A 23,789-nucleotide genomic window follows, 5' to 3' on the forward strand; every position below is an offset into this window, starting at 1 on the left:
CCTTGACTCGAAACATGGAGTAGGACCATGAAGCAAGCTGACCCAAGCGTATCAAGCCCCGGGCCCGCCTTCGGATTCACGAGCCTAAAGGTCACTGCGGCGCGGATCGATGATCCGAGCGTCTATGCTGTCGTCGTCGGCTCGCAGTGCTGGTGCATGCAGTCGGACGATGAGCCGACCATGATCGTCGTCGGGCCTGGCGCATCCGACGACAAGCTCCAGCGCATGGCAGAGCGCTTCGCCTACCCCCTGCAGAAGCTGGTCGAGCTGCGCGCCGCTCAAGCCGTGGCGGGTGCCGCATGAGCACGCGCCGTGAAGCCTTCAAGCAAGGCTATGTCGCTGCCTTCGGCGGCGAATCTAATGTCAATCCAGCCCAGATGAAGGCAGCACTCGATTGGTTTGAGCTGCGCTCAGCGGGCAGCAAGACGGGAAAGCGCGCGGCTAAGTCCCGCAATTTCACGCGCGCAGATCAAGTACGAAAGGGCGATATCGCGCTGAAGATCGGCGGCTTCATCGGAAGCACGTCTGGCGAAATGGTGCTTATCACTGACGATCCGCGCATGGGCTACGTCAGATTCGTGGATCAGAACGGGAATCGTGTCCTATCGCACCGGCTGATGAGCGAGAACTGTAACGGAAGAATTCGCCCGAATGACAGCCACAAAGGCTGGTATCCGACGGCCTGGCATATCCGCATTCCGCCGTTCGATGAACTCGAGCAGATGTTCGGTCCGTCGGGCAGCAACCGGCGGAATTGATAACTGATTGGCGAGCGGGCGCATCGTGATGAAGGCCCCGTCGAAGCAGAATCGATCGGCGAAAGCTGCTGGTGAGCCATTGCCGAAGACATCGGAGGCCCCGCCTTGGATCGGGACAGCGAAGCAGCCTGGCAGGCTTCACAATGTTTTGCGGGTCATTGAAGAACGTTACTCCGCCGATCCTGCCGCCGCGCACGCTCTCGAAAAGCTCAAGCGGCTGTTGACGGCCCCCCTGGCCGTTGACGCTTGGTCAAAGATCGACGCTATAGCGCGGAAGATTGGAAGCCCTAGTGCAGCGCTCGCGCACAAGGTCTGCGTCGCAGCAGCAGCCGTTTTACTTGGAGACGTCGACCTAGCCAATCCGCCTGACCCTGCGCGCCGAGAACGCGATATCGCTGCGCAACTTCGTCGAATCGTCGAAGGCGATGGCGATCGCGAAATAGGCGACGCGGGATTCACGGACTTGGAGCGGGAAATTCTGTTCCCTGATTTCGTCAAGGCTGCCCTTCGCGTCGCGAACCATCTCGAGAAAGTCGCCACTATTGAATCGCCGTTGAAAGTAGCGGCCGCGCGGCGGCCCAATCGCGATACCAACGAACGTATGATGTTCATTCGGGTGGTAGGCGCGACGATGAAGAGGCATCTCGGCAAGGTGCCGATTTCGGTGCTTGTCACCTTTACAAACACGGTGTTCGATGATCGTCCGGTGTCGGAGCAGATAGTTCGAAAAGCGCTTTCCGCACAGTAAATGGCAAAGAACGCTTGAGATAGGGATATTTTTCTGCCGGCTCGATAAGCGCCCAATGGGTTCCGAGCGCAGCGCATCGGGCGACTGCGGAAAACGGAGACTGCAATGGCGACAGCACCGAGCATCCGGATCCTCCGGCTGCGGGACCTCAGCATGAAGATCGGCCTGCGATCCAGTTCGATCTATGACCGGCTGAACAAGAACTCCCCGCGGTTCGATCCGACGTTTCCGAAGCCGATCAAGCTCGGTCAGTCGAGTGCGATTGGATTCGTGGAAGGCGAGGTCGACGCCTGGCTTGAAGCGCAGATCGAGGCCAGCCGCGCGAAGGTCGCCTGACGTGGCCGGCGCGGGGGAGGAAGAGGGCGGGCAGGTGAGCACTACCCGCACGACGTGCACGGTCTCACCGGTGAAGTCACCTGCGGAGAGGGAAGCAGACTGCCTGCAGGCGCTGCGCGAGGGAATCGTCGCCCTCGGGATTCAACCGGGCGCTGCCGTTTCGCTGTTCGCGCTCGCATCGAGCTACGGCAAGGCTTCGGCCTGCCGGATGCTCGCCGATCGCGAGGCGCGCGCTGCGGAGGCGCTGGGAGTGCCCTGCGAATGAAGGGCGTCACTGACTGCCGCGTGTCTACCGGCCTGATCAGCCATCCGAAGAAGCTGAAGCTTCAGCGGCGGCTCGGCAAGCAAGCCGTCTGGTCGCTGATCGCGCTATGGAGCTTTGCAGCTTCGAACAGGCCCGACGGCAGTCTCACCGGCATGACTGCTGAGGACATCGCGATCGCAGCCGACTGGGACGGCGATGCGGATGCGTTCGTCAGTGTCCTTGTTGATCTGCGACTGATTGACGGTGAGCCTGGCCAGCTCAGCATTCACGACTGGGCGGAGAACAATCCGTGGGCCGCCGGATCTTCGAAGCGGTCCGAGTCCGCGAAGGTAGCTGCGCTCATCAAGCACCACGGCAAGGATGGAGCTCGCATGCTGGTCGCATCCGAAGCGCATGCGGGTCGCACTGCGGAAGAAGACGAAAACACTGCGCTCCGCATGCCCGTCGCATCCGAAGCGCATGCGACATCAGTGAATCCGCAATGCCCCGTTTCCGTCTCCGTCTCCATCTCCGCTTCCGACTCCATTTTCCACCCTCCCACAAGCAGCGAGCCTTCGGCGGTTGGCGAAAGAGAGGAGCTTCCTCCGGCAAACGCTGTTGCACCCTCTCAGGCTGAGCGCAGGATCGAAGATCAGCGGCCTCTAACAATCAGCGCGGCAGCCGGCGGCCCAAAGCAGTACGCGACAGCCGCCGCACCACGGGGCACCCGGCTACCGACTGCCTGGAAGCTGGACACGCAGCTGATCACCGAAGCGAAGCGAGCACGTACCGAAGCCGGCCTTGCGCCGCTGACCGACGTCGAGCTTCGGGCCGAGGGCGCGAAGTTCCGTGACCACTGGCATGCCGCTGCCGGCGCCAAGGGGGTCAAGCTCGATTGGCTGGCCACCTGGCGCAACTGGATTCGCAACGCCCGCCCGGCCATGCCGTTCACCGGCGCGCCGCCGGTCGCGGCCTCGGCACAGATGGCGATCACCGCCGATGACGAGGATCCGACTTGACGCCGCTTTCCCGATCAACCCGCTTTGCCGACAGACGGGCAGCGATCTGCATCGCCTGCCCGATCACCGGAAAGCCCGCTGTTCCGCAAATTCACGAGAGGCAAAAGTCATGACCAGACCAATAACCCAACCGCAGCCCCGTACCCTCGCCGAAGTCGAGCTGCTGATCGGCAACGCCAAGGCCCTGAAATCTGGCGTCGACACCCGGCTTCCCGAACTGGAGAAGCAGCGCCGGCAGGCTCTGCTCGACGCCGACGACGCGGCTGTCGACAAGCTGGAACGCGAAATCGAGATCGCCAAGCGGGACCGAGAACGCGCCATCGCGCGTCTGTCGATCCTGGCCGACGAACGAGTCGACGCGATTGAACGCGAGGCACAGGACGAAGCTCAGGCGCTCGCAGAGAAGGCAGAGCGGGTACGCACGGCCGGCGTGAAGCTGATCACGATCGACTACCAGAAGGCCGCGCAGGCACTTGCAGAAATCCTGAAGAAGCTCACCGCTGCCGAGGAGTTCATCCGTGACGTGAATCGCCGGGTCGGCGACCGCATTGCGCACGTCGAGGCGATCAACAGCAGCGCCGGCCGCCTGGAGCCGGAAACGTCGCACTACGAAATCGAGAAATGGTGGCGGTTCCCGTCCTTCCCCGAGTATGCCGGCCCCCGCCTGCGCAGCCTTGACGGGTCGGCCTGCCCGTCACGGCCTGACAAGCGCCCGCTGGGTCAGGACAAGGACGGCGAATGGTTGTTCGAAACCCCCGAGCTGCGCGAACGCAAGGTGCGGGTGCTGGACACCAACACGCGCAACGGCGATGACCTTGAAGCCCTGGTCGGGGTGCTTCCGGCGGTTGGGCTTGATGACGATCCGATCTGGGATCAGCAGCAGTTGCACCACGCTCGGGCCGAATTTGAACGCCTAGCTGACGAACTGCTCCTCGACACGGCAGGGGAACCCGCAGTGAAGCGCGGGCGCCCTGCGGCTGCGGCAGCGTGAGGCGCGCCCGTCATGCAATGGCCAGCAACTAAGCAACGGCCGCAGCGGCCCGAGAAAGCAATGCCCAGCAGCGACCCGCACAGCGCTGCGACCAACGGCAACCCGGCCAGCACCCGACGCTTCAAGCGTTGCCACCGAGGGAAGAAGTGACGATGACGACCCCTGAAGCCGATCCACCCGCGATCAGGTTGTACATTCACGGCAAGCCCTACGTGCTTACTCCGTTCGAGTTCGCTGACCTGCCTCGGGTCGCTGAGATTGGTGTGGTCATCATCGGCCGCATTGCACCGATCAGGTCACCCGAAGGCTTATTCGGCGCACTGAGGCATTGCAGCGCTGAACTGCTGGAGCTTGCGGCACTTTCGGCAAAAGTACCGCCCGCAGAGTTCGAGGTCCTGCCGGCCGGCGACGGCCTTGACCTGGTGATGGGCATGTTCAAGCTGAATCAGACCCTGCTGACTCACCAGCTGCCGAAGATGGTTGAGGCGGTATGCGGATTCACGACCGGCGTGCTGGCAGCTGCGCAGACTGCGGCCGAACTGAAATTGCTGGCGACGATGCCGGCGGCTGGAGGGCACTGACATGGCCAACCGCGACTTGCGGCTTTCGCTGAAGATTCTGGCGGATGCCTCGGAGGCGATTCGGGGATTGCGCGACACCAACCGCGAAGCACGCGGGCTCGAGGTTCAGGTCAAGGGTCTTGCCAAGCAAGCGAATCAGCTTGAAACACTGACGGAGCAGGCGAAGCGGAACGGTACAGCCTTGGAGTCAGCACGCGCTCGGGTGCGCTCGTTGCAAGAGTCGGTCACCAGTGGCGCACCCAAAGATTCTGGATTCGACGTACTGACGAGAGCGCTGAAAGCCGCGACCCGTGACGCAGCGCAACTTGAAAGATCAGAGGGCCGGCTGCAGTCGCGGATCAACGGTCTGAGCACGTCACTGCGCGCCGCCGGCGTAGATACCGCTCGTCTCGCTGAAGAGCAGCTAAGGCTTGGGCGTGCTGCTGACGAGGCTTCAGCGCGTACACGGAGGGCGGCGGCCAACGTGCGGAGAGCGGAGGAGGCCGGCAGCTCTGAAGCGGCAGCCGGCTCGATGGGCTTTCCTTCGATCGTCGGAGGTACGCGGACCGTTCTCGGGATTGCCGCCGGGTTTCAGGCGATCAACCTGGCACGCAGCGCGGTCGCGAACGCTGCCGACCTAGACGGCCTGAATCGGCAGCTTGAAGCCGTGTTCGGCAGCACCAGTCGAGCGAGTCGGGAGTTCGAGTTCGCCCGCTCCGAGGCGTCGCGGCTCGGGCTGGAATTGCAGTCGACGGCGCGCAGCTACGCGCAGTTCAGCGCCGCAACGCTCGGCACCCGACTGGAGGGCGAAAAGACCCGCGACATCTTCAGCGCCGTGAATGAAGCGGCGGCACGCTTGGGTCTGTCGACGGATCAGACGGCCGGCGCCCTCACGGCTCTGCAGCAGATCGCCAGCAAAGGCACGGTGCAGTCGGAAGAGCTACGCGGCCAGCTCGGTGAACGCCTGCCAGGTGCTTTCCAGATCGCAGCCCGGGCGATGGACGTCACGACTGCCGAACTCGGCAAGATGCTGGAGCAGGGGCAGGTTCTGTCGGATGTCTTCCTGCCGACGTTCGCTGCAGAGCTGCGCCGCTCTTTCAACACCGACGCCACGACCCGAGTCGAATCGCTCCGGTCCGGATTTGCTCGCCTTCGCAGCGAGGGCGGACTTTTCGCTGCAGAGTTCTTCGAGCCGATTGCGAGTGGCGCTTCCGGTGTCGCTGGTGTGATCGCCGAGCTGTTCAAGCAACTGAACGACTACACGCGCACCGCGCAGCAGGATCTTGAGGACCTAGGTAACGGTGTCGTGAGGGCACGCAGCACGGGCGCCCTGTTCGAGCAACGGCGCGGCGGCCTGGTCCCGGTGGGGCAAGTCGATCCGCGTGATCCGGAAGCCGCCACGCGGGTCACGCGAGGGGACATTCGCAATGTCATCCCGCTGGCGCAACGTCCGATCCTTCCTGACTTCGCCAGCATCGTCCCGAAGCCTGCGGTGCTTCCGGATTTCGGCCCCGGATTCGGTGCGCAATTCCAGGCGCAGGCCGAAACCAAGAAGACAGCCGAGCTTCGCGAGCAACTGGCGCTGGTCGGGGCGCGATCCGAACTTGAGAAGGCGCTCTATGCGATCACGAAGGGAGACGAGCGAGCTGCCAGCAACGTCGAAAAGAATCTGCTGGTCGAACTGGCCAAGGCCCGCGACGCGATTCGAGCCGAGAAGGCTGCGGCGACAAAATCACCGAAAGGGCCGAAGCCGGCTGCGGATTCCGATCAGTCCGAGCAGCGAGCTTTGGAGGAGCGGGAAGCGCCCAAGCGGCGGCTGTCGATCGACACCCTGCGCGCACAAGGCAAGGACCAGGAAGCGGCCTTGCTGGAGCTGCGCGACAAGTACCAAGCGTGGCTGAAGCAGCTGGCTGGCGATGCACAGGGGACGAAGCTTGCCGGGGAGCTGTTCGATGCCGAGCGCTTCGGGCTCCAGTTGGACGAACTGCGGGCTAAGGCCGACGCGGCGCTTTCGACCTTCCGGGCCGTGCAGGCGGCTGCGGCTGCAGGTTTGCAGGTTGGGACGGTCACACCTCGTGAGGCGCAGCAGACGATCGCCGGAAGCGCGCAGCAGACCATTGCCGCGCTACGGGCGAGTCGGGCCGAAGTCGAGAAGCTGCTGAACGACACTCCCGGCGATGGCCGATTGATCGGCTCCCTGGTTGCGATTGATCAGGGAATCGCTGACCTCGTGCAGAACAGCCGCTCTCCGTTCGCGCAGTTCCTCGCGCAATGGGAGGCGACGACTATCGGCATGCAGGCCGCCGCGACCGGATTTCTGGACAGCACGGCCGACGGCATTGCCAGCTTGGTTACGGGCGGCAAGTTCCAGTTCGGTGATCTGCTGCGATCCTTCGCTAAGGACATCGTGAGTTCGCAGCTCAAAGGCCTTTTCGCCGAACTCTTCAAGGGCATCTCGTCGAGCGGTGCCGGAAGCGGCATCTTCGCCGCCATCGGCAACGCGTTCGGATTCGCGGAAGGCGGCCTGGTGCGCGGGCCAGGGTCCGGCACCAGCGACAGCATCCCGGCCCGCCTGAGCAACGGCGAGTACGTGATCAAGGCGGCATCGGTGCGGAAGGTCGGCACCCGGTTTCTGGACGCCCTGAACGGCGCGACGATGCCCGGCTCGATGCGCGCCGGCGTGCCGGCCTTTGCCAGCGGCGGGCTGGTCGGTGACGTCGCTGCGCGGAGCGTGCGCGGGACTTCCGGCGCGCCAACGCTGAACGTGCCGATCTCGATCAGCGTGCCGGAATCAACCTCGCGCGAAGACAGCGAACGCATCGCCCGTGATACCGCGCGCGCCGCGCAGGCGGCGGTGCAGCAGGTGCTGGCCAACGAGATGCGCCCCGGCGGACTGCTGGCATGCGCATGACTTGGGTCAACGAGGAGTCCGAACATGCCGCTTGACGCAATGCTCCCGACGATGGCCGACACACTGCGCGTCGAGCTGTTTGCCGCAACTGTCGGGGTGCCGATGATGCTCGCACCGGACGCGCACCGGATCCTGCTGAACGGCAGCGCGGTACGGCAGGCGGCATTGTCAGCGGTCGACGATCGATACCTGCTGCAGCCTAACGGAACTGCTGTTGTTGCGATCACCGGTACCTTGCTGAATCGACCGACGCGCGCCTCCGCGTAATTCGGGGTACCGACCTACAGGGAATTGCTTGCGCGAATCGAAGCTGCGAGAGCCGATCCCAAGGTCTGCCGCATCGTCCTTGAAATCGATAGCTATGGCGGTGTCGTATCGGGTGTTTTCGACTTCACGGACGCCCTGTTCGCCATGCGGGATGCCGGCCCGCCGATCATCGCGGCCGTGAACGAAACAGCAGCATCGGCGGCCTACCTCATCGCGGCAGCCGCATCCGAGGTGGTCATCCCGACAACGGCCCGGGTCGGTTCAATCGGTGTCGTCGTCGCGCATCTGGACGTGTCGAAGGCCATGGAAGCTGCCGGTTACGCGATGACCTACATCCATGCCGGTGACAAGAAGATCGACGGCAATCCGTACTCGGCGCTGCCAAGGCGGGTGCGCGATGACTTGCAGGCACAGGTCGACGACACCTATGAGCTGTTCGTCGATCGCGTGGCGCAATACCGCGGAATCGCGTCGACCGCAGTGCGCGCGACGCAAGCCGGCATGTTCACCGGTGCCAATGCGGTCGCGGCAGGCCTGGCCAGCCGGGTCGACAGCTTCCGCGCTGTGCTCGACAACAAGCCGATCATGCCGGCGATCACGGGGATGATCTCCTCGCTACCCGCTTCAACGCCGATCAAGCCCTCAGCGGCGGTAGTCGCCAGTTCCAAGCCTTCTCCCCGGCAACGCTCTGCGTCGGAGATTTGGGATCAGGTTCTTGCCGAGCAAGCCGCACGGCTTGGTCCGACCATGGCATCCGCGCAACAGCCGCAGCCCATCGACGATGCCCGCGACCGGCCTGCTGCCGTCAGTGCGTCGGCATGCAGCGTGTGGGATCAGGTTCACGCGAACATGGCCGCCCGGAGAGGCCCTGCAGCACGTCCTGGGACGTTGCAGTCGCAAGCCGCCACTGCACCGGGTGCCGATACCGAGGGCGCCACAGGCAGCCACTGCAGGGCTTCCGAGCAGGCCACCCAAGGCTAGCGGAGCCCGGAAGGGATTCCACCCCCCGGTCGCGGGTCCTTCCCAGAGGGGGTCAGAGTGGGGGTGCGGGGAACCCCGCTTTTCGAGGATTTTCGGCTGCCGAAACGCGTTTCCGCTTTTCCGGAATCTTGAACCAATGCCTATCCTCAATCGGGGCAGCGGCAAGGTCATCGCATCTTGGCCAGCGTGCCGAAGGCGCCGGCCGCCAGCAGCAGGCCGACCGCGCTCATGCGCAGCGCGAACAGCGCCACCACGCCGATCAGCACCGCGATCCCCAGCAGCACGGCCGGCCAGATCGGCGTCGGCGTGCAGCCGGCGAACGGATCGAGCGGCAGGCTGTCCGCCTCCGGGTTCGGCGGCTGCGGCGCGGCGATGCCGCGCTGTTCATCGGTCAGCGCCTGGCCATCGCGGTAGAACAGCGGCGGCGGTGTCGGCCGGGTGCGTATCGGGTCGTCGGTATGGGTGGCGTTCCGGCGGGCCATGCGTGTCAGCCTTGAGTTGGTGAAAGCTTGACTGTCGACCACGTAACTGCGACTCCGCGCAACTGTCCTCGACTTCCACCTGATTCTCAAGCTCTCCGAGAGCATCCGACGAACGGAAAACCGCCGACATCGCGGCATCGAGAGACGCAGTGTGCAAAAAAGCGGGTAACTTTCCGGATAACCGAACTCGACCAATTCTCACAAAGCCTTGCAGAGAAAGGGGTGCGACGGGCATTTCGATCCTCCTCCGCCCACCAAACGACGCACGAATGAGCCGCTCGCCGCATGGCCTGCGGTTTTTTTCTGCCTGTTGATCGGGTCGACGGCGCGACGTTCAGACGCCGTGCCGCACCGGTAGGTCGTCGTAGCGCTTCCAGCGATAGATCGCCGCCGACAGCAGCCAGCTGACGGCGAACACGCCGATCACCAGATAGCCGACGTTCTCCAGACCCGCGTCCAGCTGCTCGATCAGCGCGCCGGCACGGCCCTCGATCTCGAACTTGCGCGCCAGCAGGCCGATGACCTCGATGCCACCGATCACCACGGCCACCAGGATCGACACGCTGGTGATCGTCAGGTTGTACCAGAGCTTCCGGACCGGATGATCGAAAGCCCAGCCGTAGGCGCCGACCATCAGCACGCTGTCGGCGGTGTCGATCAGCACCATGCCGGCGGCGAACAACGCCGGGAACAGCATGGCCGACCACAGCGGAATGCCGTCGATGGCGTGGGTAGCGGCCATGCCGAACAGGGCGATCTCGGTCGCGGTGTCGAAGCCCAGGCCAAACAGGAAGCCGATCGCCGCCATGTGCCAGCTCTTGCCGACCAGCCGGAACAGCGGCCGGAACATGCGCGCCAGAAAGCCACGGCCGGCCAGCAGCAGGTCGAGATCGTCATCGCTGACCGGCAGGCCGGCGCGCACCCGGCGGAAGCTGCGCCAGACGCCTTTCAGGATCATGAAGTTGGTGACTGCGATCAGCAGCAGGAAGAAGCCGGAGACCGCCGTGGAAATCAGGCCGCCGATGTCACGGTAACCATCCATGCGCTGCTGCAGTGCCGAGGCCGCCAGCACGATTACGCCGACCGCGATGACGATCAGCGAGGAATGGCCGACCGAGAACCAGAAGCCGACCGTCAGCGGCTGCTTGCCTTCTTGCATCAGCTTGCGGACGACGTTGTCGATGGCGGCGATGTGGTCGGCATCGACCGCATGGCGCAGCCCGAACACATAGGCCAGCACCGCTGTTCCGAGCAGTGCCGGATTGCCGCGAAAGACCGCCAGGCTGAGCATCCAGACCGCGATGTTCAGGCCCAGCAGCAGCGCGAAGAGCGCGGTCAGCTTGTAGCGCTGGCCACCGGCGGCATCGCTGAACGCGGCTTTCAGCAAACCAGCACCGGCGTACGCCGGGCCACGTGCGTGTGGCGGCCGGTCGGGCGTTCCGCGATCTCGTGTTCGAGCGCGTGCAGGCGCTCGGCATCGGTCAGACCCTTGGCGATCAGCAGCGCTTCCAGGCTGTCGACCCAATGCTGGTAGTAGGTGTCGCCGAGGTCGGCATCGCCGGCGGCCTGCGCGGCCTTGATCGTTGCGCCGAGGGTGTCGGCCCATTCGTTCCAGGTGAACGCGCCGCGCTGATGGCTGCGGATCACCAGCGCGAAGATCTGCGCTTCCCAGGGCTCGCGGAACACCGGGCCATCGGCATCGGCGGGAATGGCCGGCAGGCCGGCGGGCAGCGGTGGCGGCGTGTTCATGGCGCGGGGTCGAGATAGCGGTCGAACAGGTCGATGTAGACCGAGTCGAGCGGCGAGGCCTGCGGCCCCCACAGTTCCTGCGCGCTGAAACGCACGCTGTAGACATGCTGGGGTTCGTGGCCGAGCCCGTGGGCAACCGTGTCGTTGAACGAGAACGTGCCGTTGTCGGCGCGCACCGTGCCGCGCTTGCCACGGATGTAGCGGGGCAGCCGGGTGTGGTTCAGCGGGTGCACGTTCCTGGCGATCACGGCGTCGCCGGGGCTAAAGCGCGGCGGCTCGGTGTCTGGCATCCGCGTCGAGGCGCCGGTGGCCAGCAGCGGTGCGACCATCTCCAGCGGCAGGGCGGGCATCAGTGCGCCGCCTTGCGGCCGGCGGCGCGCAGTTCGGCGATCTTCGCCTGCAGTTCGGCATCGGTGACCGCGCCGCCGCGAATCAGCAGCGCTTCGATCGCGTGCAGCCAGTGTTCGTAATAGCTGGAGCGCAGGTACTCGTGGCCGGGCATCCGCTCGATCTCGGCGCGGAACATGTCGACGTTGAAGAAGCCTCCGGCGAAGCCGCCGAAGAACAGCGCGAACACGCGCTTCTCCCAGTCGGCATGGAACACCGGTTCGTCGGCTTCGCGGTCGATCGGTCCGAAGGCCTGCATGCCGCCCATGTCGTGCACGCCGTTCATGGTTGCGCCCCGGCTGCCTTGGGCAGCCCGGTGCCGATCATCGAATCGCGGGTCACCAGGTCCATCAGCGCCTCCTCGTCGAGACCTTCCGAGCCCGGCGGACGTTCCGGCAGCACGAAGTAGCGCAGCTCGGCGTTGGAATCCCAGACCCGCACTTCCTTGTCGGCCGGCACCTCGACGCCGAACTCCTTCAGCACACCGCGCGGATCGATCACCGCGCGCGAACGATACGGTGCGGACTTGTACCAGACCGGCGGCAGCCCGAGCGTCGGCCATGGATAGCAGCTGCACAGCGTGCAGACCACCATGTTGTGGACACCCGGCGTGTTCTCGACCACCACCATGTCCTCGCCCTGCACGCCGGAATAACCCAGTTCGGCGATCGCCTTGCTGCCATCGGCGAGCAGCCGCGCCTTGTAGGCGGGATCAGTCCAGGCGCGGGCCACCACGCGGGCACCGTTGCGCGGACCGATGCGCGTTTCGTAGGTGTCGACGATGGCATCGAGTGCCGCCGGATCAACCAGTCCCTTCTCGGTCAGCAGCGCTTCCAGCGCTTTCACGCGCAGCACCACCTCGGGAAGCGGCGCGTCATGCCCGTGCGCATGATCGTGATCCTGGGACATGGCGGCTCCTCAAAGACGAACGCGATGTCGGCGAACGTAGCGGCGGACCGGCAGAGCGTCAATCGGGGGACGGCACGCGCTTGCCGCTGCACAGCTTGCAGGTGGAGCCTCCGGATATTCCCTTCTTTTGACGCTGTTTCGAGGAGATCCGCGCGATGAAAAAGCCGACACACGATGAGATGGCCGAGGTGGCCCGCGAACTGGGCATGCACCTGTCGGCCGCCGAGATCGACAGCTTCCTCGGCCTGATGGACGGCACGGTCGCCGCCTACACGGCGCTGGAAGATATGCCGGACGTGCTGCCGCGCGTCGCCTATCCGCGTACGCCGGGCTACCAGCCGAGTGCCGCCGAGAACCCGCACAACGCCTGGTATGTGAAAAGCCGTATCGACGGCGCCGCCAGCGGCCCGCTGAAGGGCAAGACCTTCGCGATCAAGGACAACATCTGCGTGGCCGGCGTGCCGATGATGAATGGTGCCTCGACCCTGGAGGGCTACGTTCCGGACGTCGACGCCACGCTGGTCACGCGCATCCTCGATGCTGGCGGCACCGTGCTCGGCAAGTCGCACTGCGAATACTTCTGCTTTTCCGGCGGCAGCCATACCGGCGCGCTCGGACCGGTGATCAATCCGCACAAGCAGGGCTATTCGTCGGGTGGCTCGTCGTCGGGCAGCGCCGTGCTGGTGGCGACCGGCGAGGTCGACATGGCGATCGGCAGCGACCAGGGCGGCTCGATCCGCATGCCGTCATCCTGGTGCGGCATCGTCGGCATGAAGGCCACCCACGGCCTGGTGCCGTACACCGGCATCATGGCCATCGAGGCCACGCTCGATCACATCGGGCCGATGACCGCCAACGTCGCCGACAACGCGCTGCTGCTCGATGTCATCGCCGGCAGCGATGGCCTGGACGCCCGCCAGGTCGAGGTGCGGCGCGGCGACTACCTCGGCGCGCTCGGCCAGCCGGTCAAGGGCCTGCGCATCGGCGTGGTCCGCGAAGGCTTCGGCCACGGCAATTCCGAAGCCGATGTCGACGCCGCCGTGAAGCGCGCGGCAGCGCGGTTCGGCAAGCTCGGCGCGGTGGTCGAGGAAGTGTCGATCCCGATGCACACGGTCGGCATGGTCATCTGGTCGGCGATCGCCCACGAAGGGGCGACCACCCAGATGATGCACGGCAACGGCTTCGGCTTTAACTGGAAGGGCCTGTACGTGACCAGCCTGCAACGTGCCCATGACGCCTGGCGGCAGCGCGCCGACGAGCTGTCGGACACCGTCAAGCTCACCATGCTGTTCGGCCATCACGTGCTCAAGAAGTATCGCGGCCACCATTACGCCAAAGCCCAGAACCTCAACCGCCAGCTCCGCGCCGCCTACGACGACGCGCTGTCGCGTTACGACCTGCTGCTGATGCCGACCACGCCGATGAAGGCGACGAAGATTCCGCCGGCCGACTGCGGGCCGGCCGAAAGCTGCGCCCGCGGCCTGGAAATGATCGCCAACACCGCGCCGTTCGACGCCAGCGGCCACCCGGCGATCTCGATTCCCTGCGGCAGCTCGAACGGCCTGCCGATCGGCATGATGCTGATTGGCAGGCACTGGGACGAGGCGACGATCTACCGCGCCGCGCACGCCTACGAGCAGGCCGTGACGATCCCGGAACGCGGGCGCAAGCGGGCGCGCTGAACCCGAGGCTGTCAGATCCGCGGATGTCGCTGCCGGCGTGCGCCGGTCATCTTCGCGGCGTCTGCGGCGCGTGGTGCAGCGGCGGTGACTGCAGTATCCGCGCTCGCCTCGTTCGAATTCACCGATATCGAGCGCATCGAAGTGCTGCGCGGCCCGAAGGGCACGCTGTTCGGCAAGAACACCACGGCCGGCGCGATCCACATCATCAGCCGCGAACCGACCTTCACGCCCGAATCGAACAGTGAGGTGTCGTTCGGCCCGTTCAACTTCTTTCAGGCCAAGGGAATTTCTCCGGGTCGGTGCTGGACGACCCGTTGGCAGCGCGGGTATCCGGGCAGTTCACGCGTCGCGACGGCGTCGTCGACAACGTCGTCACCGGCGATGAACTGAACGCGCTGAACAACTTCGCGCTGCGCCGCCAGCTGCTGTTCCGCGCCAACAGCGACCTGAAGCTCCGCTTTATCGCCGATGCGTCGGACCAGGATGCCGCCTATTGCACGCAGAGCTTCCTGCGCGTGGGCTACCGATTCCGCAGCGGCTGGGAGTTCGACGTGTTCGCACGCAACCTGTTCGATCACGACTACATCACGGCGCTGACCATGCAGACCGGCAACTCCGGCCTGATCCTCAGTCAACCCAGCGATCCGCGCATCGTCGGCGGCACGGTGCGGGTCCGCTTCTGAACGGCGCGCCGCGCGCCGCTCAGGCGGATGGCTTGGCTGCCGTGATCTTCGTTCGCCAGTCGGCCGCCTTCGCCAGCACGGCCGGTTCGTCCAGCGTCAGCAACTGCCGGTTGCGCATCAGCGCGCGGCCGGCGACATAGACATCGGTGACCTGGTCGCGGCCGACGGCGTAGGCGAGGGTGGAGATCACGTCGTAGACCGGGGTCGTCGACGCATGGCTCAAGTCGATCGCGATGAAGTCGGCCGACTTGCCGATCGCCAGCGAACCGGTTTCGTTGTCGATGCCCAGCGCCCTGGCGCCGTTGAGCGTCGCCAGCTTCAGCGCGGTGGCGGCCGGCACCGCGCGCGGATCGCCGGATGCGCCCTTGGCCAGCAGCGCGGCGGTGCGGGTTTCGGCCAGCAGGTCGAGATCGTTGTTGCTGGCTGCGCCATCGGTGCCGACCATCACGTTGGCGCCGGCGGCGATGAGTTTCGCGATCGGCGCGATGCCGCTGGCCAGCTTCAGGTTCGATTCCGGGCAGTGGGCGATGCTCATCCCGAGCCGGCCGCAGTCGGCGATCTCCTCGTCGCTGAGCTGGGTCATGTGCACGGCGATGAAGTCCGGGCCGAGCAGGTCGAGTGCGGCCAGCCGCGCCAGCGGCCGGCGGCCGTCCGGGCCGACCAGCGCCTGGTTTACCTCGTCGGCGGTCTCGTGCACGTGCATGTGGATCGGCAGGCCCATCTCGGTGGCCAGCGCGCGGATCTTCAGCAGCGGCGCGTCCGACACCGTGTACGGCGCATGCGGCGCGAAGGCAGCGCGCAGCAGCGGCTGGCGGCGGATCTGGTGCTCGTAGACATCGAGACCCTTGCGGATGTAGTCGTCGGCGTCGGTCGCCCAGGCGGTCGGGAAGTCGATCAGCAGCAGGCCGATCGTTGCCCGCAGGCCGACGGCGGCCGCGACTTCGGCAGTCGCGTCCGGGAAGAAGTACATGTCGTTGAAACAGGTGGTGCCGCCGCGAATCATCTCGGCGCAGGCCAGCCGCACGCCGTCGACGCAGAACGCGCGGCTGACCACGGCCGCCTCCGCCGGCCAGATGTGGTGGTTCAGCCAGTCCATCAGCGGCAGGTCATCGGCCAGGCCGCGCATCAACGCCATCGCTGAATGCGTGTGGCCGTTGACCAGACCAGGCATCAGCGCGTGCTCGGGCAGTTCCAGCGTATCGGCTGGCTGGTAGGTCTGACGCGCGAAGGCGGCCGGCAAGATGTCGACGATGCGGCCGTCGCGGATCGCCAGCGCGTGCTCGACCAGAGCCACGCCTTCGGGTTCGATCGGCACCAGCCACTTCGGGAAGACCAGCAGGTCGATGGTTTGCATGGGGGTCATCGGATGGGGATGGGCGTTAGTTTGGCATCTCGACATCGGGCTGCCGATGACAGCTGCGACGCTAGAATGCAGCCCCGTCAATCCGATACCCGATGCAATGACTGAAACCTCCAAGGGCGTGCAGGCGATCCGCTGGCAGAACGGCGTGCTGCAACTGCTCGACCAGCGCCTGCTGCCGGCCGAAGAACGCTGGATCGATTGCCGCACGGCAGTCGACACCGCAGCCGCGATCCACGACATGGTGGTGCGCGGTGCGCCGGCCATCGGCATCGCCGCCGCGTTCGGACTGGTGCTGGCGGTGCGCGCCGATGCCGCCAACTTCGACGCCGCCGAGCGCGTGCTTGCCGCATCTAGGCCGACCGCCGTCAACCTGCACTGGGCGCTGCAGCGGATGCGCGGCGTCTGGACCGGCGATGTCGCGCGGCTGGAAGCCGAAGCGGTGGCGATCTTCGACGAGGACCTGCGCCAGAACCTGACGATGGCGCAGTTCGGTGCGGAACTGATCGCCCCGGGCTCCGCCGTGCTGACCCACTGCAACACCGGCGCGCTGGCCACCGGCGGCCACGGCACCGCGCTCGGCGTGATCCGCACGGCCTGGCAGCAGGGCCGCATCGCCGAGGTCTACAACACCGAAACCCGGCCGTGGCTGCAGGGCGCGCGGCTGACCGCCTGGGAGCTGATGCGCGAGGGCATTCCCGGCCAGCTGATCGCCGATGGCGCCGCCGCCCATCTGATGAGCACGCGGAAGATCGACTGGGTGATCGTCGGCGCCGACCGCATCGCCGCCAACGGCGACACCGCGAACAAGATCGGCACCCACATGCTGGCGGTGGTGGCGAAGCATTACGGCGCCCGGTTCATGGTCGTCGCCCCCAGCGGCACCTTCGACCTGAGCCTCGCCAACGGCGGCCTGATTCCGATCGAGGAACGCACCGCCCGGGAGCTAACCGAGTTCAAGGGCGCGGCCATCGCGCCAGCGGGCATGCGCGCCTTCAATCCGGTGTTCGACGTGACCCCGGCTGCACTCATCGACGCCATCGTCTGCGAACGCGGTGTCGTGTCGCCGCCCACCACCGCTGCCCTGAAGGCCCTGCTCGGATGATCTACCAGATCGATAACCGCATTCCGCAACTGCACGACAGCGCCTGGGTCGCCGACAACGCCGTGGTCATCGGCTCGGTGGTGATGGCGGCCGGCAGCAGCATCTGGTTCAACTGCGTGGTGCGCGGCGACAACGACCTGATCAGCATCGGCGAGAACAGCAACATCCAGGACGGCTCGCTGCTGCATACCGACACCGGCTTCAAACTGATCGTCGGCCGCGACTGCACCATCGGCCACCAGGTGATGCTGCATGGCTGCGAGATCGGCGACGGCTGCCTGATCGGCATCCAGAGCGTGGTGCTGAACGGCGCCAAGATCGGCCAGAACTCGATCGTCGGTGCCGGCAGCGTGGTGCCGGAAGGCAAGGTCTATCCGGACAACGTGCTGATCCTCGGCAGCCCGGCCGTGGTCAAGCGCGAGCTGAAGCCGGCTGAATACGAACGCATCCGCTACGGCGCCAAGCACTACGTGCAGAACGCCGCGCGCTACCGCAGCAGCCTGAAGGCGCTGCCGCCGCGATGAAGGCCGCGCTGGCGTTCGTGCTGTCGCTGGCTTCGCTGGCGGCAACGGCTGCCGATGCGCTGCCCGAACGGGATCGGCCGGCCTTCGACGCCATCGTCAACACGCTGGCACCGAACGCGGCAACGCTGGAATGGACGGCGCTGCTGCAGGCGACCGCCACTCATCCCAGCCTGATCGGCGCGCCCTACGAGGCCAACCCGCTCGACCGCGACGCCCGAGGCACGGCCGAGCCGCTGCGCGCCGGCTTCGACGGCTTCGACTGCGTGACGTACGTCGAAACCGTGCTGGCGCTGGCGCGCAGCATCGCGCTCGGCAAGACCGCGCCGGCCGACTACGCGGCGGAACTGGTGCATCTGCGCTATCGCCACGGCGAGCCCGGCTACTGCGCGCGCCAGCATTACTTCGGCGACTGGGCCGAGTTGCAGGTGGCGGCCGGCGTGCTCGAAGAAGTCACCACCGCGATGGCCGGCGACCCGGCCCATCTGGCGGTGCTGCGGCTGACCCACGGCTTCGATTTCCTCAGCCGCAACGCGGCCAAGACGCCGGGGCTGACCGCTGCCGCCGACCGGCTGCACTGCGTGCGCGAACAGGAAGCGGCGCTGTCGGCGCGCGACGACGGCAGCGCCTACATCCGCGCCACCAGCCTGCCGAAGATCGTCAACGGCCTGAAGCCGGGCGACCTGATCGCCTGGGTGGCCGACGTGCCGGGACTGGACATCCTGCATGTCGGCATCGTCGTCGCCCGGCCCAACGGCCGGCTGGAACTGGCCCAGGCCTCGAAGCGCGAGGGCCGGGTGCTGGTGTCGCCGGATCTGCTGCGCTACGCCGCCTCGCTGCGCCAGCAGCGCGGCGTGCGGGTGTTCCGGCCGCGCGATCCGCGCTGAAGCATTTCGGGCGCTATTCGACCAGCAGGAACTGCACGGTCGCCGCCGCCACTGGCCGTTCCGACGACGCCTGCCGCAGCTCGACACGCAGGTTCGCGAACCGCCGGCTGCGGGTGATCACGGTGGCGCTGCCGATGGTGTCTTCCAGCGCCGCCGAGCGCAGGTACTCGGCGGTGATGCTGAAGATGCGCGGCACCCGGGTCGCACCGGTGGCGCGGATCAGTTCGGCCTGCGCGGCGATCTCCATCAGCGCCGCCAGCGCGCCACCGTGCAGCGCCGGCACGCGCGGATTGCCGATCACCTCCGGCCGGTACGGCATCCGGCTGCGCAGCGCGCCGTCGACCTCCTCGAAGACCAGACCCAGGGTCCGCACGAACGGTACCCGGTCGAGCAGCCGCTGCACGTCGGCAGCCGTGAATTTCGCGGCCGTCATGATGCCGCCCCGGCGGGCGGCGAGACGCTTGGCGGGAACAGCGCGAAGGTGGCGCTGGCGATCGCCACCGGACGATTCAGATCGCCGTCATGGGCGATGCCGCGGATGGTCGCCAGGTGGTCGCTCAGGCCGATCACCTGGGCTTCGCAACGCACGTCGAGCCCGGCGCCGGCCGGCCTCAGGAAATCGACCCGCAGGTCCAGGGTCGCGGAGCGGCGCGGCTCGTCCATCACCGTCAGCATCACGGTGCCGCACAGCGTGTCGAGCAGGGTGCTGATCGGCCCTTCGTGCAGGTTCGCAGCCTCGGCATCGGCGACCAGGCGCGCATCGAACGGCAGGTCGGCAACGAGTTCGCCGTGCCCGATCCACACCACCTTCAGTCCGAGAAAGGCGTTGAACGGAATGCGGGTCACCATGAACCGCTGCAGTTCATCGGGCGTGTAGCTGAGCAACGGACTCATGGGCGCCTGCCTTGCGGAATCGAGGCCGCTGTCGACCGGCGACAGCGGCAGGGAATGGGCGAATCAGTTGGCCGGCTTCAGGCCGCCAAGGGCGGCGGCCAGATCGGCGATCAGCAGACCAAGCTCGCCGGTCATCAGCGTGAAGTCGACGTCGAAGGCTTCCTCGTCGTTCTTCTTGGCGGCGGCATCGTCTTCGGCGATGTCGATGAAACGCAGCCGCTTCACCGCCAGCTTGTCGGTCAGCACCAGGCTCAGGCGTTCACGCCAGCCGAGACCGACGCGGGTCACCACCTTGCCGCCGCCAATCAGGCTTTTCAGCTCCGGCCCGTCGAGGCTGTGACGGACGTAGCGCACGGCCGCCTTGGTCGGATTGTCGGCCAGCAGTTCGCAGTCGTCCTGCACCAGGAACATCGGCGGTGCGCTGCCGGTCGCCAGCCAGGCGGTCATCGCCGCCGACGGCGCTTCGCGGGTATCCAGCGGCAGCGCCGGCAGGTCGCCGAGATCGGCGCGCAGCACGGTGCCCAGGTCTTCGGCCACCTTCGGCGACGAAGTGTCGACCACCAGATAGCCGTGCTCGAAATCGATCCAGGCCCGCACCGTGCGGCTGCGCACGAAGGCGCGCGGCCGCAGCTCGTCGATCACCTGATCCTTGAGATCGCGCAGCTGCTTGCGGCCGGGCGCGAAGCCCTGCTGCTGCTCCAGCGCAGCCGCCTTTTCCTTGAGCGTCTGGTTGATCACCGAACCCGGCAGCAGGCGCTGCTCGGTGCCCAGCGCGATCAGCAGCTGCTTGCCCTGGGCGTAGACCAGCGTTGCGCCCGGCGCCGGCCGCACCCAGCCCTGGCTGGACATGCTGGCCGCATTGACCGGCAGCAGCGGATGCCGCGCCAGCTTTTCCTCGACCTCGGCAGCGGTCATCGTCCAGCCCGGCGTGAGGCTGTAGATGGTCAGATTCTTGAACCAGATCGACATCGGGATGCGGGCAGGGCAGCGGGCGGCCGCAGAGGGTAGCGCAAGCGGACTTTCGAGCGGGTACAGGTGCTCGAAAAAGCCTGTCTCGCTGCCGGCGTCGCTCAGGGCAGCCCGGTTGCGTCCCGCCAAGCGATACCCGGACACTAGTGACTAGCCCTCCGGAACCCGTTCGCCGCCGCCCGATGCGCAAGCTTGCCGAGACCTTCGGGCGCGACATCCAGGCCGGGCTCACCGAGCTGGGACAGGCCAGCGTGCTGCTGGTGGAAGCGCTGCAGTACACGCTGACCGGCAGCGCCCGGCAGCAGCCGGTGCGGCTGTCGGCGGTGCTCGCGCAGGCGATGGACATGGGCATCCGGGCGCTGCCGATCGTCACCGTGCTGAGCCTGGCGATCGGCGCGATGGTGGCGATCCAGGGCATCTATTCGCTCGGCCTGTTCGGTGCCGAAAGCAAGGTCACGCTCGGTGCGGCGCTGTCGGTCAGCCGCGAGTTCGCGCCGCTGATCACCGGCGTGCTGGTCGCCGGTCGCAGCGGCTCGGCGCTGGCTGCGCGGCTCGGCACCATGAAGATCAACCAAGAGCTTGATGCGCTGGTGGTGATGGGGATCGATCCGGTGCGCTTCCTGGTCGCGCCGGCGCTGCTGGCGATGCTGCTGATGCTGCCGCTGCTGACCTGGTTCGCCGATGTCGTCGGCCTGTTTGGCGCCGGCCTGTACATCACCACCACGCTCGGCCAGGGCTTTCCGGCCTATCTCGCCGACCTGCAGGCGGCGCTGACGGTGGACGACCTGCTGCACGGCATCGGCAAGAGCGCGATCTTCGCCGTCGAGATCACGCTGATCGGCGTGGTCAACGGCCTCGGCGTCAGCGGCGGCGCCGACGGCATCGGCCGGGTCACGACCCGTGCGGTGGTGCACGGCATCTCGGCCATCGTCATCACCGACATGCTGTTCGCCTGGCTGGTGATCCAGGGATGAGCGCGGCGGAGGCGGCGATCGAAGTGACCGGCCTGTACGCGCACTACGGCGACAAGGCGGTGTTGCGCGACATCAGCCTGCAGGTGGCGGCCGGCGAAGTGATGGTGATCATGGGCGGCTCCGGTTCCGGCAAGAGCACCTTGCTGCGCCACCTGCTCGGCCTGCAGCGGCCGACCTCGGGCACCGTGAAGGTACTTGGCGTCGATCTCGGCCGGGCCGGGCGCCAGGCGCTGCTGCAGATGCGCCGCCGGATCGGCGTGGCCTTCCAGGGCGGGGCGCTGTTCTCGTCGATGACGGTGGGGGAGAACATCCTGCTGCCGCTGCGCGAGCACACCCGGCTCGACGACGCGACGATGCGGATCATGATGCGGCTGAAGCTCGATTTCGTGAACCTGCCCGGCGCCGAGGACCTGATGCCGGCCGAACTGTCCGGCGGCATGATCAAGCGCGCGGCGCTGGCCCGGGCCATCGTCATGGATCCGAAGCTGGTGTTTCTCGATGAGCCGAGCGCCGGTCTCGATCCGGTGGTCGCCGCCGGGCTCGACGAGCTGATCCTCGAACTGAAGGCCACCGGCGTCAGCCTGGTCGTGGTCACCCATGAGCTGGACAGCGCGTTCCGGATCGCCGACCGCATCACCGTGCTCGACCGTGGCGAGATCCTGATCAGCGATACCGTCGCCGCCGTTCGCGCCAGCCCCAACGCCCGCGTGCAGGCACTGCTGAACCGTCGGGTCGAGCACGCCCGGCACGATCCCGATGAATTCCTGCGCGCGCTGACGCGCGCCGATTAGGATTCGCCCATGAACCCCACCCGTCTCCATTTCGCCGTCATCGGCGGCTTCGTGCTGCTGGCGCTGGTGTCGCTGATCGTGTCGCTGGCGGTGCTGGCCGGCCGCACCGGCGCCACCGACGACTACCAGGTGGTGTACGGCAACGTGGCCGGCCTCAAGTACGGCTCGCCGGTGTTGTTCGAGGGCTATCCGGTCGGCCAGGTGACCGCGATCACGCCGCAGCCGCAGGCCGGCGCGATGCGTTTCCGGGTCCGCCTGGCGATCGCCCGCGACTGGCAGATCCCGGCCGATTCCACGGCCTCGACCTCGGCGGCCGGCCTGCTGGCGCCGATGACCATCGCGATCAAGGCCGGCCAGTCGGCAACGTTGCTGAAGCCGGGCGACGACATTCCCGCCGGCAGCAACCGCGATCTGTTCGCCACCGTCGCCGGAGCCGCCGGCACCGTCGACAAGCTGGCCAACGACGCGCTGCTGCCGTTGTTCGGCAATCTCGACCGTCAGGTGACGGCGGTCGGCAGCCTGGTCGACGACGACCTGCGCCGGCTGCTCGGCCACGCCAACCAGGTGGCCGAGGCCGCCGCCGTGGCGGTGCCGCCGCTGCTCGCCGACGCCCGCACCGCGACCCGCCGCCTGGCCCGGGTCAGCGAGCAGCTGGACGGCGCCATCACCGCCGAGCGGCTGGCGGCCATCGACCGGATCATCAGCCACGCCGACCAGGCCACGGCCAGCCTGGCCAAGTCGAGCCAGGCGCTGGAAGCGCTGAGCGGCGACAGCGGCGCCGACCTGCGGATCGCCGTGCGCGAACTGCGGCTGACCAGCGAAAGCCTGGCCCGGCATTCGGAGTCGATCACCCAGAACCTCGACTCGGCGGCGCATGACCTGAAGGACCTGAGCCGGCAGCTGCGCGCCAATCCGGCGCTGCTGCTGCGCGCCTCGGCCGTCGATGCCGATCAGGAGGGCAGCCGGTGACGCCGCCGCTGACGGATCGCGGCCGGCGCGGCGCGCTGCTCGGCCTGGCCGGCCTGCTGGCCGCCTGCGCGGCCAAGCCGATCGATCCGGAACGCTTCTTCCGGCCGGAACTGCCGACGCCGGCCGAGCGCCCGAAGCCGCCGCTGCGGCTGCTGGTCGAACCGTTCCGGGTGCTGGGCATCTACGCCGACCGGGCGCTGGTGGTGCGCGATGCCGGCGGCGCCTACCGGCAGTCGCACGGGCGCAGCTGGATCGGCCCGCCGTCATTGCTGCTCGGCGAGGCGCTGGTCGACTACCTGCGCGCCGCCTATGGCCGCGATGCCGTGTTCACGCCGCAGGCCCGGCTCGACGCCGAAGTGACGATCCGCCCGCAGCTGAGCCGCTTCGAGCGGGTGCAGACGGCCGCCGGCGACCGCGCCGAACTGGCGCTGGAGTTCGTCGTCAGCGGGCCGGGCGGCGCGCTGCTCGGCCATCCGGTGTTCGCCGGCGCGATGCCGGCCGGCGCCACGGCTGCGGACTACGTGGCGGCGCAATCGGCGCTGCTCGGGCAGGCCGCCGCCCAGCTGCTGGCCCTGCTCGACGACGTGCTGCCGAAGGTTCCGCGCTAGGCCC

General features: G+C 66.9%; 31 protein-coding genes. 21 read left to right on the forward strand and 10 right to left on the reverse strand.

Annotation, left to right across the window (positions count from 1 at the left end; genetic code table 11):
* The first annotated feature begins 27 nt into the window (after positions 1 to 27).
* The 11 genes from ACTIGJ_RS15790 to ACTIGJ_RS15840 all read left to right on the forward strand — a co-directional run bounded on the left by ACTIGJ_RS15790 (position 28) and on the right by ACTIGJ_RS15840 (position 8,815).
* Positions 28 to 303, forward strand: coding sequence for a hypothetical protein (locus ACTIGJ_RS15790; protein ID WP_439641291.1), 276 nt, complete (start codon positions 28 to 30; stop codon positions 301 to 303).
* On the forward strand, positions 300 to 758 hold the full coding sequence (locus ACTIGJ_RS15795; protein WP_439641292.1) for a hypothetical protein: 459 nt from the start codon (positions 300 to 302) through the stop codon (positions 756 to 758). Before ACTIGJ_RS15790 ends, ACTIGJ_RS15795 begins: the two co-directional genes overlap by 4 nt.
* A 28-nt stretch (positions 759 to 786) precedes the next feature.
* Positions 787 to 1,506, forward strand: coding sequence for a hypothetical protein (locus tag ACTIGJ_RS15800; protein WP_439641293.1), 720 nt, complete (start codon positions 787 to 789; stop codon positions 1,504 to 1,506).
* A 105-nt stretch (positions 1,507 to 1,611) separates the two neighbouring features.
* On the forward strand, positions 1,612 to 1,842 hold the full coding sequence (locus ACTIGJ_RS15805) for a helix-turn-helix transcriptional regulator (RefSeq protein WP_439641294.1): 231 nt from the start codon (positions 1,612 to 1,614) through the stop codon (positions 1,840 to 1,842).
* 34 nt (positions 1,843 to 1,876) lie between these two features.
* Positions 1,877 to 2,107 (forward strand): hypothetical protein, encoded by a 231-nt coding sequence (locus ACTIGJ_RS15810; RefSeq protein ID WP_439641295.1) that lies wholly within the window; start codon positions 1,877 to 1,879, stop codon positions 2,105 to 2,107.
* Positions 2,104 to 3,105: a hypothetical protein gene (locus ACTIGJ_RS15815; protein ID WP_439641296.1), complete on the forward strand. Its 1,002-nt coding sequence runs from the start codon at positions 2,104 to 2,106 to the stop codon at positions 3,103 to 3,105. The genes ACTIGJ_RS15810 and ACTIGJ_RS15815 overlap by 4 nt, the downstream gene beginning before the upstream one ends.
* A gap of 109 nt (positions 3,106 to 3,214) precedes the next feature.
* Complete coding sequence (locus ACTIGJ_RS15820) at positions 3,215 to 4,096, forward strand: hypothetical protein (RefSeq protein ID WP_439641297.1); 882 nt, start codon at positions 3,215 to 3,217, stop codon at positions 4,094 to 4,096.
* Between the two features lie 152 nt (positions 4,097 to 4,248).
* The gene (locus tag ACTIGJ_RS15825) at positions 4,249 to 4,677 is read left to right on the forward strand and encodes a hypothetical protein (protein WP_439641298.1); all 429 of its coding nucleotides are present in this window, start codon (positions 4,249 to 4,251) and stop codon (positions 4,675 to 4,677) included.
* Position 4,678: 1 nt separating this feature from the next.
* Positions 4,679 to 7,567 carry a tape measure protein gene (locus ACTIGJ_RS15830; RefSeq protein ID WP_439641299.1) on the forward strand — a complete coding sequence of 963 codons (2,889 nt, stop codon included), beginning with the start codon at positions 4,679 to 4,681 and terminating at the stop codon, positions 7,565 to 7,567.
* Between the two features lie 24 nt (positions 7,568 to 7,591).
* A complete protein-coding gene (locus ACTIGJ_RS15835) occupies positions 7,592 to 7,834 on the forward strand; it encodes a hypothetical protein (RefSeq protein ID WP_439641300.1) in 243 nt (80 codons plus the stop codon).
* A gap of 24 nt (positions 7,835 to 7,858) precedes the next feature.
* Complete coding sequence (locus tag ACTIGJ_RS15840; protein ID WP_439641301.1) at positions 7,859 to 8,815, forward strand: S49 family peptidase; 957 nt, start codon at positions 7,859 to 7,861, stop codon at positions 8,813 to 8,815.
* A gap of 167 nt (positions 8,816 to 8,982) precedes the next feature.
* Here ACTIGJ_RS15840 and ACTIGJ_RS15845 read toward each other — a convergent pair whose 3' ends face one another.
* From ACTIGJ_RS15845 to nthA, 6 genes are all read right to left on the reverse strand, one after another.
* Positions 8,983 to 9,297, reverse strand: a complete 315-nt coding sequence (locus ACTIGJ_RS15845; RefSeq protein WP_439641302.1) for a hypothetical protein — start codon at positions 9,295 to 9,297, stop codon at positions 8,983 to 8,985.
* Positions 9,298 to 9,631: 334 nt separating this feature from the next.
* Positions 9,632 to 10,636: a HoxN/HupN/NixA family nickel/cobalt transporter gene (locus tag ACTIGJ_RS15850; protein WP_439641335.1), complete on the reverse strand. Its 1,005-nt coding sequence runs from the start codon at positions 10,634 to 10,636 to the stop codon at positions 9,632 to 9,634.
* A gap of 41 nt (positions 10,637 to 10,677) precedes the next feature.
* Positions 10,678 to 11,046 (reverse strand): nitrile hydratase accessory protein, encoded by a 369-nt coding sequence (locus ACTIGJ_RS15855; protein WP_439641303.1) that lies wholly within the window; start codon positions 11,044 to 11,046, stop codon positions 10,678 to 10,680.
* On the reverse strand, positions 11,043 to 11,396 hold the full coding sequence (locus ACTIGJ_RS15860; protein WP_439641304.1) for an SH3-like domain-containing protein: 354 nt from the start codon (positions 11,394 to 11,396) through the stop codon (positions 11,043 to 11,045). Before ACTIGJ_RS15860 ends, ACTIGJ_RS15855 begins: the two co-directional genes overlap by 4 nt.
* Positions 11,396 to 11,719, reverse strand: a complete 324-nt coding sequence (locus tag ACTIGJ_RS15865; protein WP_439641305.1) for a hypothetical protein — start codon at positions 11,717 to 11,719, stop codon at positions 11,396 to 11,398. Before ACTIGJ_RS15865 ends, ACTIGJ_RS15860 begins: the two co-directional genes overlap by 1 nt.
* Positions 11,716 to 12,342, reverse strand: coding sequence for a nitrile hydratase subunit alpha (gene nthA / locus ACTIGJ_RS15870; protein ID WP_439641306.1), 627 nt, complete (start codon positions 12,340 to 12,342; stop codon positions 11,716 to 11,718). The genes ACTIGJ_RS15865 and nthA overlap by 4 nt, the downstream gene beginning before the upstream one ends.
* Before the next feature lie 155 nt (positions 12,343 to 12,497).
* On the opposite strand from nthA, the gene ACTIGJ_RS15875 reads away from it, so the two are divergent.
* The 3 genes from ACTIGJ_RS15875 (at position 12,498) to ACTIGJ_RS15885 (ending at position 14,707) form a co-directional block, all read left to right on the forward strand.
* Complete coding sequence (locus tag ACTIGJ_RS15875) at positions 12,498 to 14,024, forward strand: amidase (RefSeq protein ID WP_439641307.1); 1,527 nt, start codon at positions 12,498 to 12,500, stop codon at positions 14,022 to 14,024.
* Positions 14,025 to 14,165: 141 nt separating this feature from the next.
* Complete coding sequence (locus ACTIGJ_RS15880; protein WP_439641336.1) at positions 14,166 to 14,414, forward strand: hypothetical protein; 249 nt, start codon at positions 14,166 to 14,168, stop codon at positions 14,412 to 14,414.
* Positions 14,339 to 14,707, forward strand: coding sequence for a hypothetical protein (locus ACTIGJ_RS15885; protein WP_439641308.1), 369 nt, complete (start codon positions 14,339 to 14,341; stop codon positions 14,705 to 14,707). Before ACTIGJ_RS15880 ends, ACTIGJ_RS15885 begins: the two co-directional genes overlap by 76 nt.
* Before the next feature lie 19 nt (positions 14,708 to 14,726).
* Here ACTIGJ_RS15885 and ACTIGJ_RS15890 read toward each other — a convergent pair whose 3' ends face one another.
* A complete protein-coding gene (locus tag ACTIGJ_RS15890; protein ID WP_439641337.1) occupies positions 14,727 to 16,061 on the reverse strand; it encodes a TRZ/ATZ family hydrolase in 1,335 nt (444 codons plus the stop codon).
* A 106-nt stretch (positions 16,062 to 16,167) separates the two neighbouring features.
* Here ACTIGJ_RS15890 and mtnA point away from each other — a divergent pair, with 106 nt between their 5' ends.
* From mtnA to ACTIGJ_RS15905, 3 genes are read left to right on the forward strand one after another with little or no spacing between them, the layout of a single operon-like run.
* Positions 16,168 to 17,172, forward strand: coding sequence for an S-methyl-5-thioribose-1-phosphate isomerase (gene mtnA / locus ACTIGJ_RS15895; RefSeq protein ID WP_439641309.1), 1,005 nt, complete (start codon positions 16,168 to 16,170; stop codon positions 17,170 to 17,172).
* The gene (locus ACTIGJ_RS15900) at positions 17,169 to 17,696 is read left to right on the forward strand and encodes a gamma carbonic anhydrase family protein (RefSeq protein WP_439641310.1); all 528 of its coding nucleotides are present in this window, start codon (positions 17,169 to 17,171) and stop codon (positions 17,694 to 17,696) included. The genes mtnA and ACTIGJ_RS15900 overlap by 4 nt, the downstream gene beginning before the upstream one ends.
* Positions 17,693 to 18,580, forward strand: a complete 888-nt coding sequence (locus ACTIGJ_RS15905; protein ID WP_439641311.1) for an N-acetylmuramoyl-L-alanine amidase-like domain-containing protein — start codon at positions 17,693 to 17,695, stop codon at positions 18,578 to 18,580. The genes ACTIGJ_RS15900 and ACTIGJ_RS15905 overlap by 4 nt, the downstream gene beginning before the upstream one ends.
* Before the next feature lie 13 nt (positions 18,581 to 18,593).
* Here ACTIGJ_RS15905 and ACTIGJ_RS15910 read toward each other — a convergent pair whose 3' ends face one another.
* The 3 genes from ACTIGJ_RS15910 to ACTIGJ_RS15920 all read right to left on the reverse strand — a co-directional run bounded on the left by ACTIGJ_RS15910 (position 18,594) and on the right by ACTIGJ_RS15920 (position 20,443).
* On the reverse strand, positions 18,594 to 19,013 hold the full coding sequence (locus ACTIGJ_RS15910; protein ID WP_439641312.1) for a PaaI family thioesterase: 420 nt from the start codon (positions 19,011 to 19,013) through the stop codon (positions 18,594 to 18,596).
* Positions 19,010 to 19,474, reverse strand: coding sequence for a PaaI family thioesterase (locus ACTIGJ_RS15915; protein WP_439641313.1), 465 nt, complete (start codon positions 19,472 to 19,474; stop codon positions 19,010 to 19,012). The genes ACTIGJ_RS15910 and ACTIGJ_RS15915 overlap by 4 nt, the downstream gene beginning before the upstream one ends.
* A 63-nt stretch (positions 19,475 to 19,537) precedes the next feature.
* A complete protein-coding gene (locus tag ACTIGJ_RS15920) occupies positions 19,538 to 20,443 on the reverse strand; it encodes a recombination-associated protein RdgC (protein WP_439641314.1) in 906 nt (301 codons plus the stop codon).
* A gap of 182 nt (positions 20,444 to 20,625) precedes the next feature.
* Here ACTIGJ_RS15920 and ACTIGJ_RS15925 point away from each other — a divergent pair, with 182 nt between their 5' ends.
* From ACTIGJ_RS15925 to ACTIGJ_RS15940, 4 genes are read left to right on the forward strand one after another with little or no spacing between them, the layout of a single operon-like run.
* Positions 20,626 to 21,417, forward strand: coding sequence for an MlaE family ABC transporter permease (locus ACTIGJ_RS15925; RefSeq protein WP_439641315.1), 792 nt, complete (start codon positions 20,626 to 20,628; stop codon positions 21,415 to 21,417).
* Complete coding sequence (locus ACTIGJ_RS15930; RefSeq protein WP_439641316.1) at positions 21,414 to 22,208, forward strand: ABC transporter ATP-binding protein; 795 nt, start codon at positions 21,414 to 21,416, stop codon at positions 22,206 to 22,208. Before ACTIGJ_RS15925 ends, ACTIGJ_RS15930 begins: the two co-directional genes overlap by 4 nt.
* 9 nt (positions 22,209 to 22,217) lie before the next feature.
* Positions 22,218 to 23,177 (forward strand): MlaD family protein, encoded by a 960-nt coding sequence (locus ACTIGJ_RS15935; RefSeq protein WP_439641317.1) that lies wholly within the window; start codon positions 22,218 to 22,220, stop codon positions 23,175 to 23,177.
* The gene (locus ACTIGJ_RS15940; protein ID WP_439641318.1) at positions 23,174 to 23,785 is read left to right on the forward strand and encodes an ABC-type transport auxiliary lipoprotein family protein; all 612 of its coding nucleotides are present in this window, start codon (positions 23,174 to 23,176) and stop codon (positions 23,783 to 23,785) included. Before ACTIGJ_RS15935 ends, ACTIGJ_RS15940 begins: the two co-directional genes overlap by 4 nt.
* The last annotated feature ends 4 nt before the right edge of the window (positions 23,786 to 23,789 follow it).

The sequence above is a fragment of the Nevskia sp. genome, assembly GCF_051860985.1.
GTDB lineage: Bacteria > Pseudomonadota > Gammaproteobacteria > Nevskiales > Nevskiaceae > Nevskia.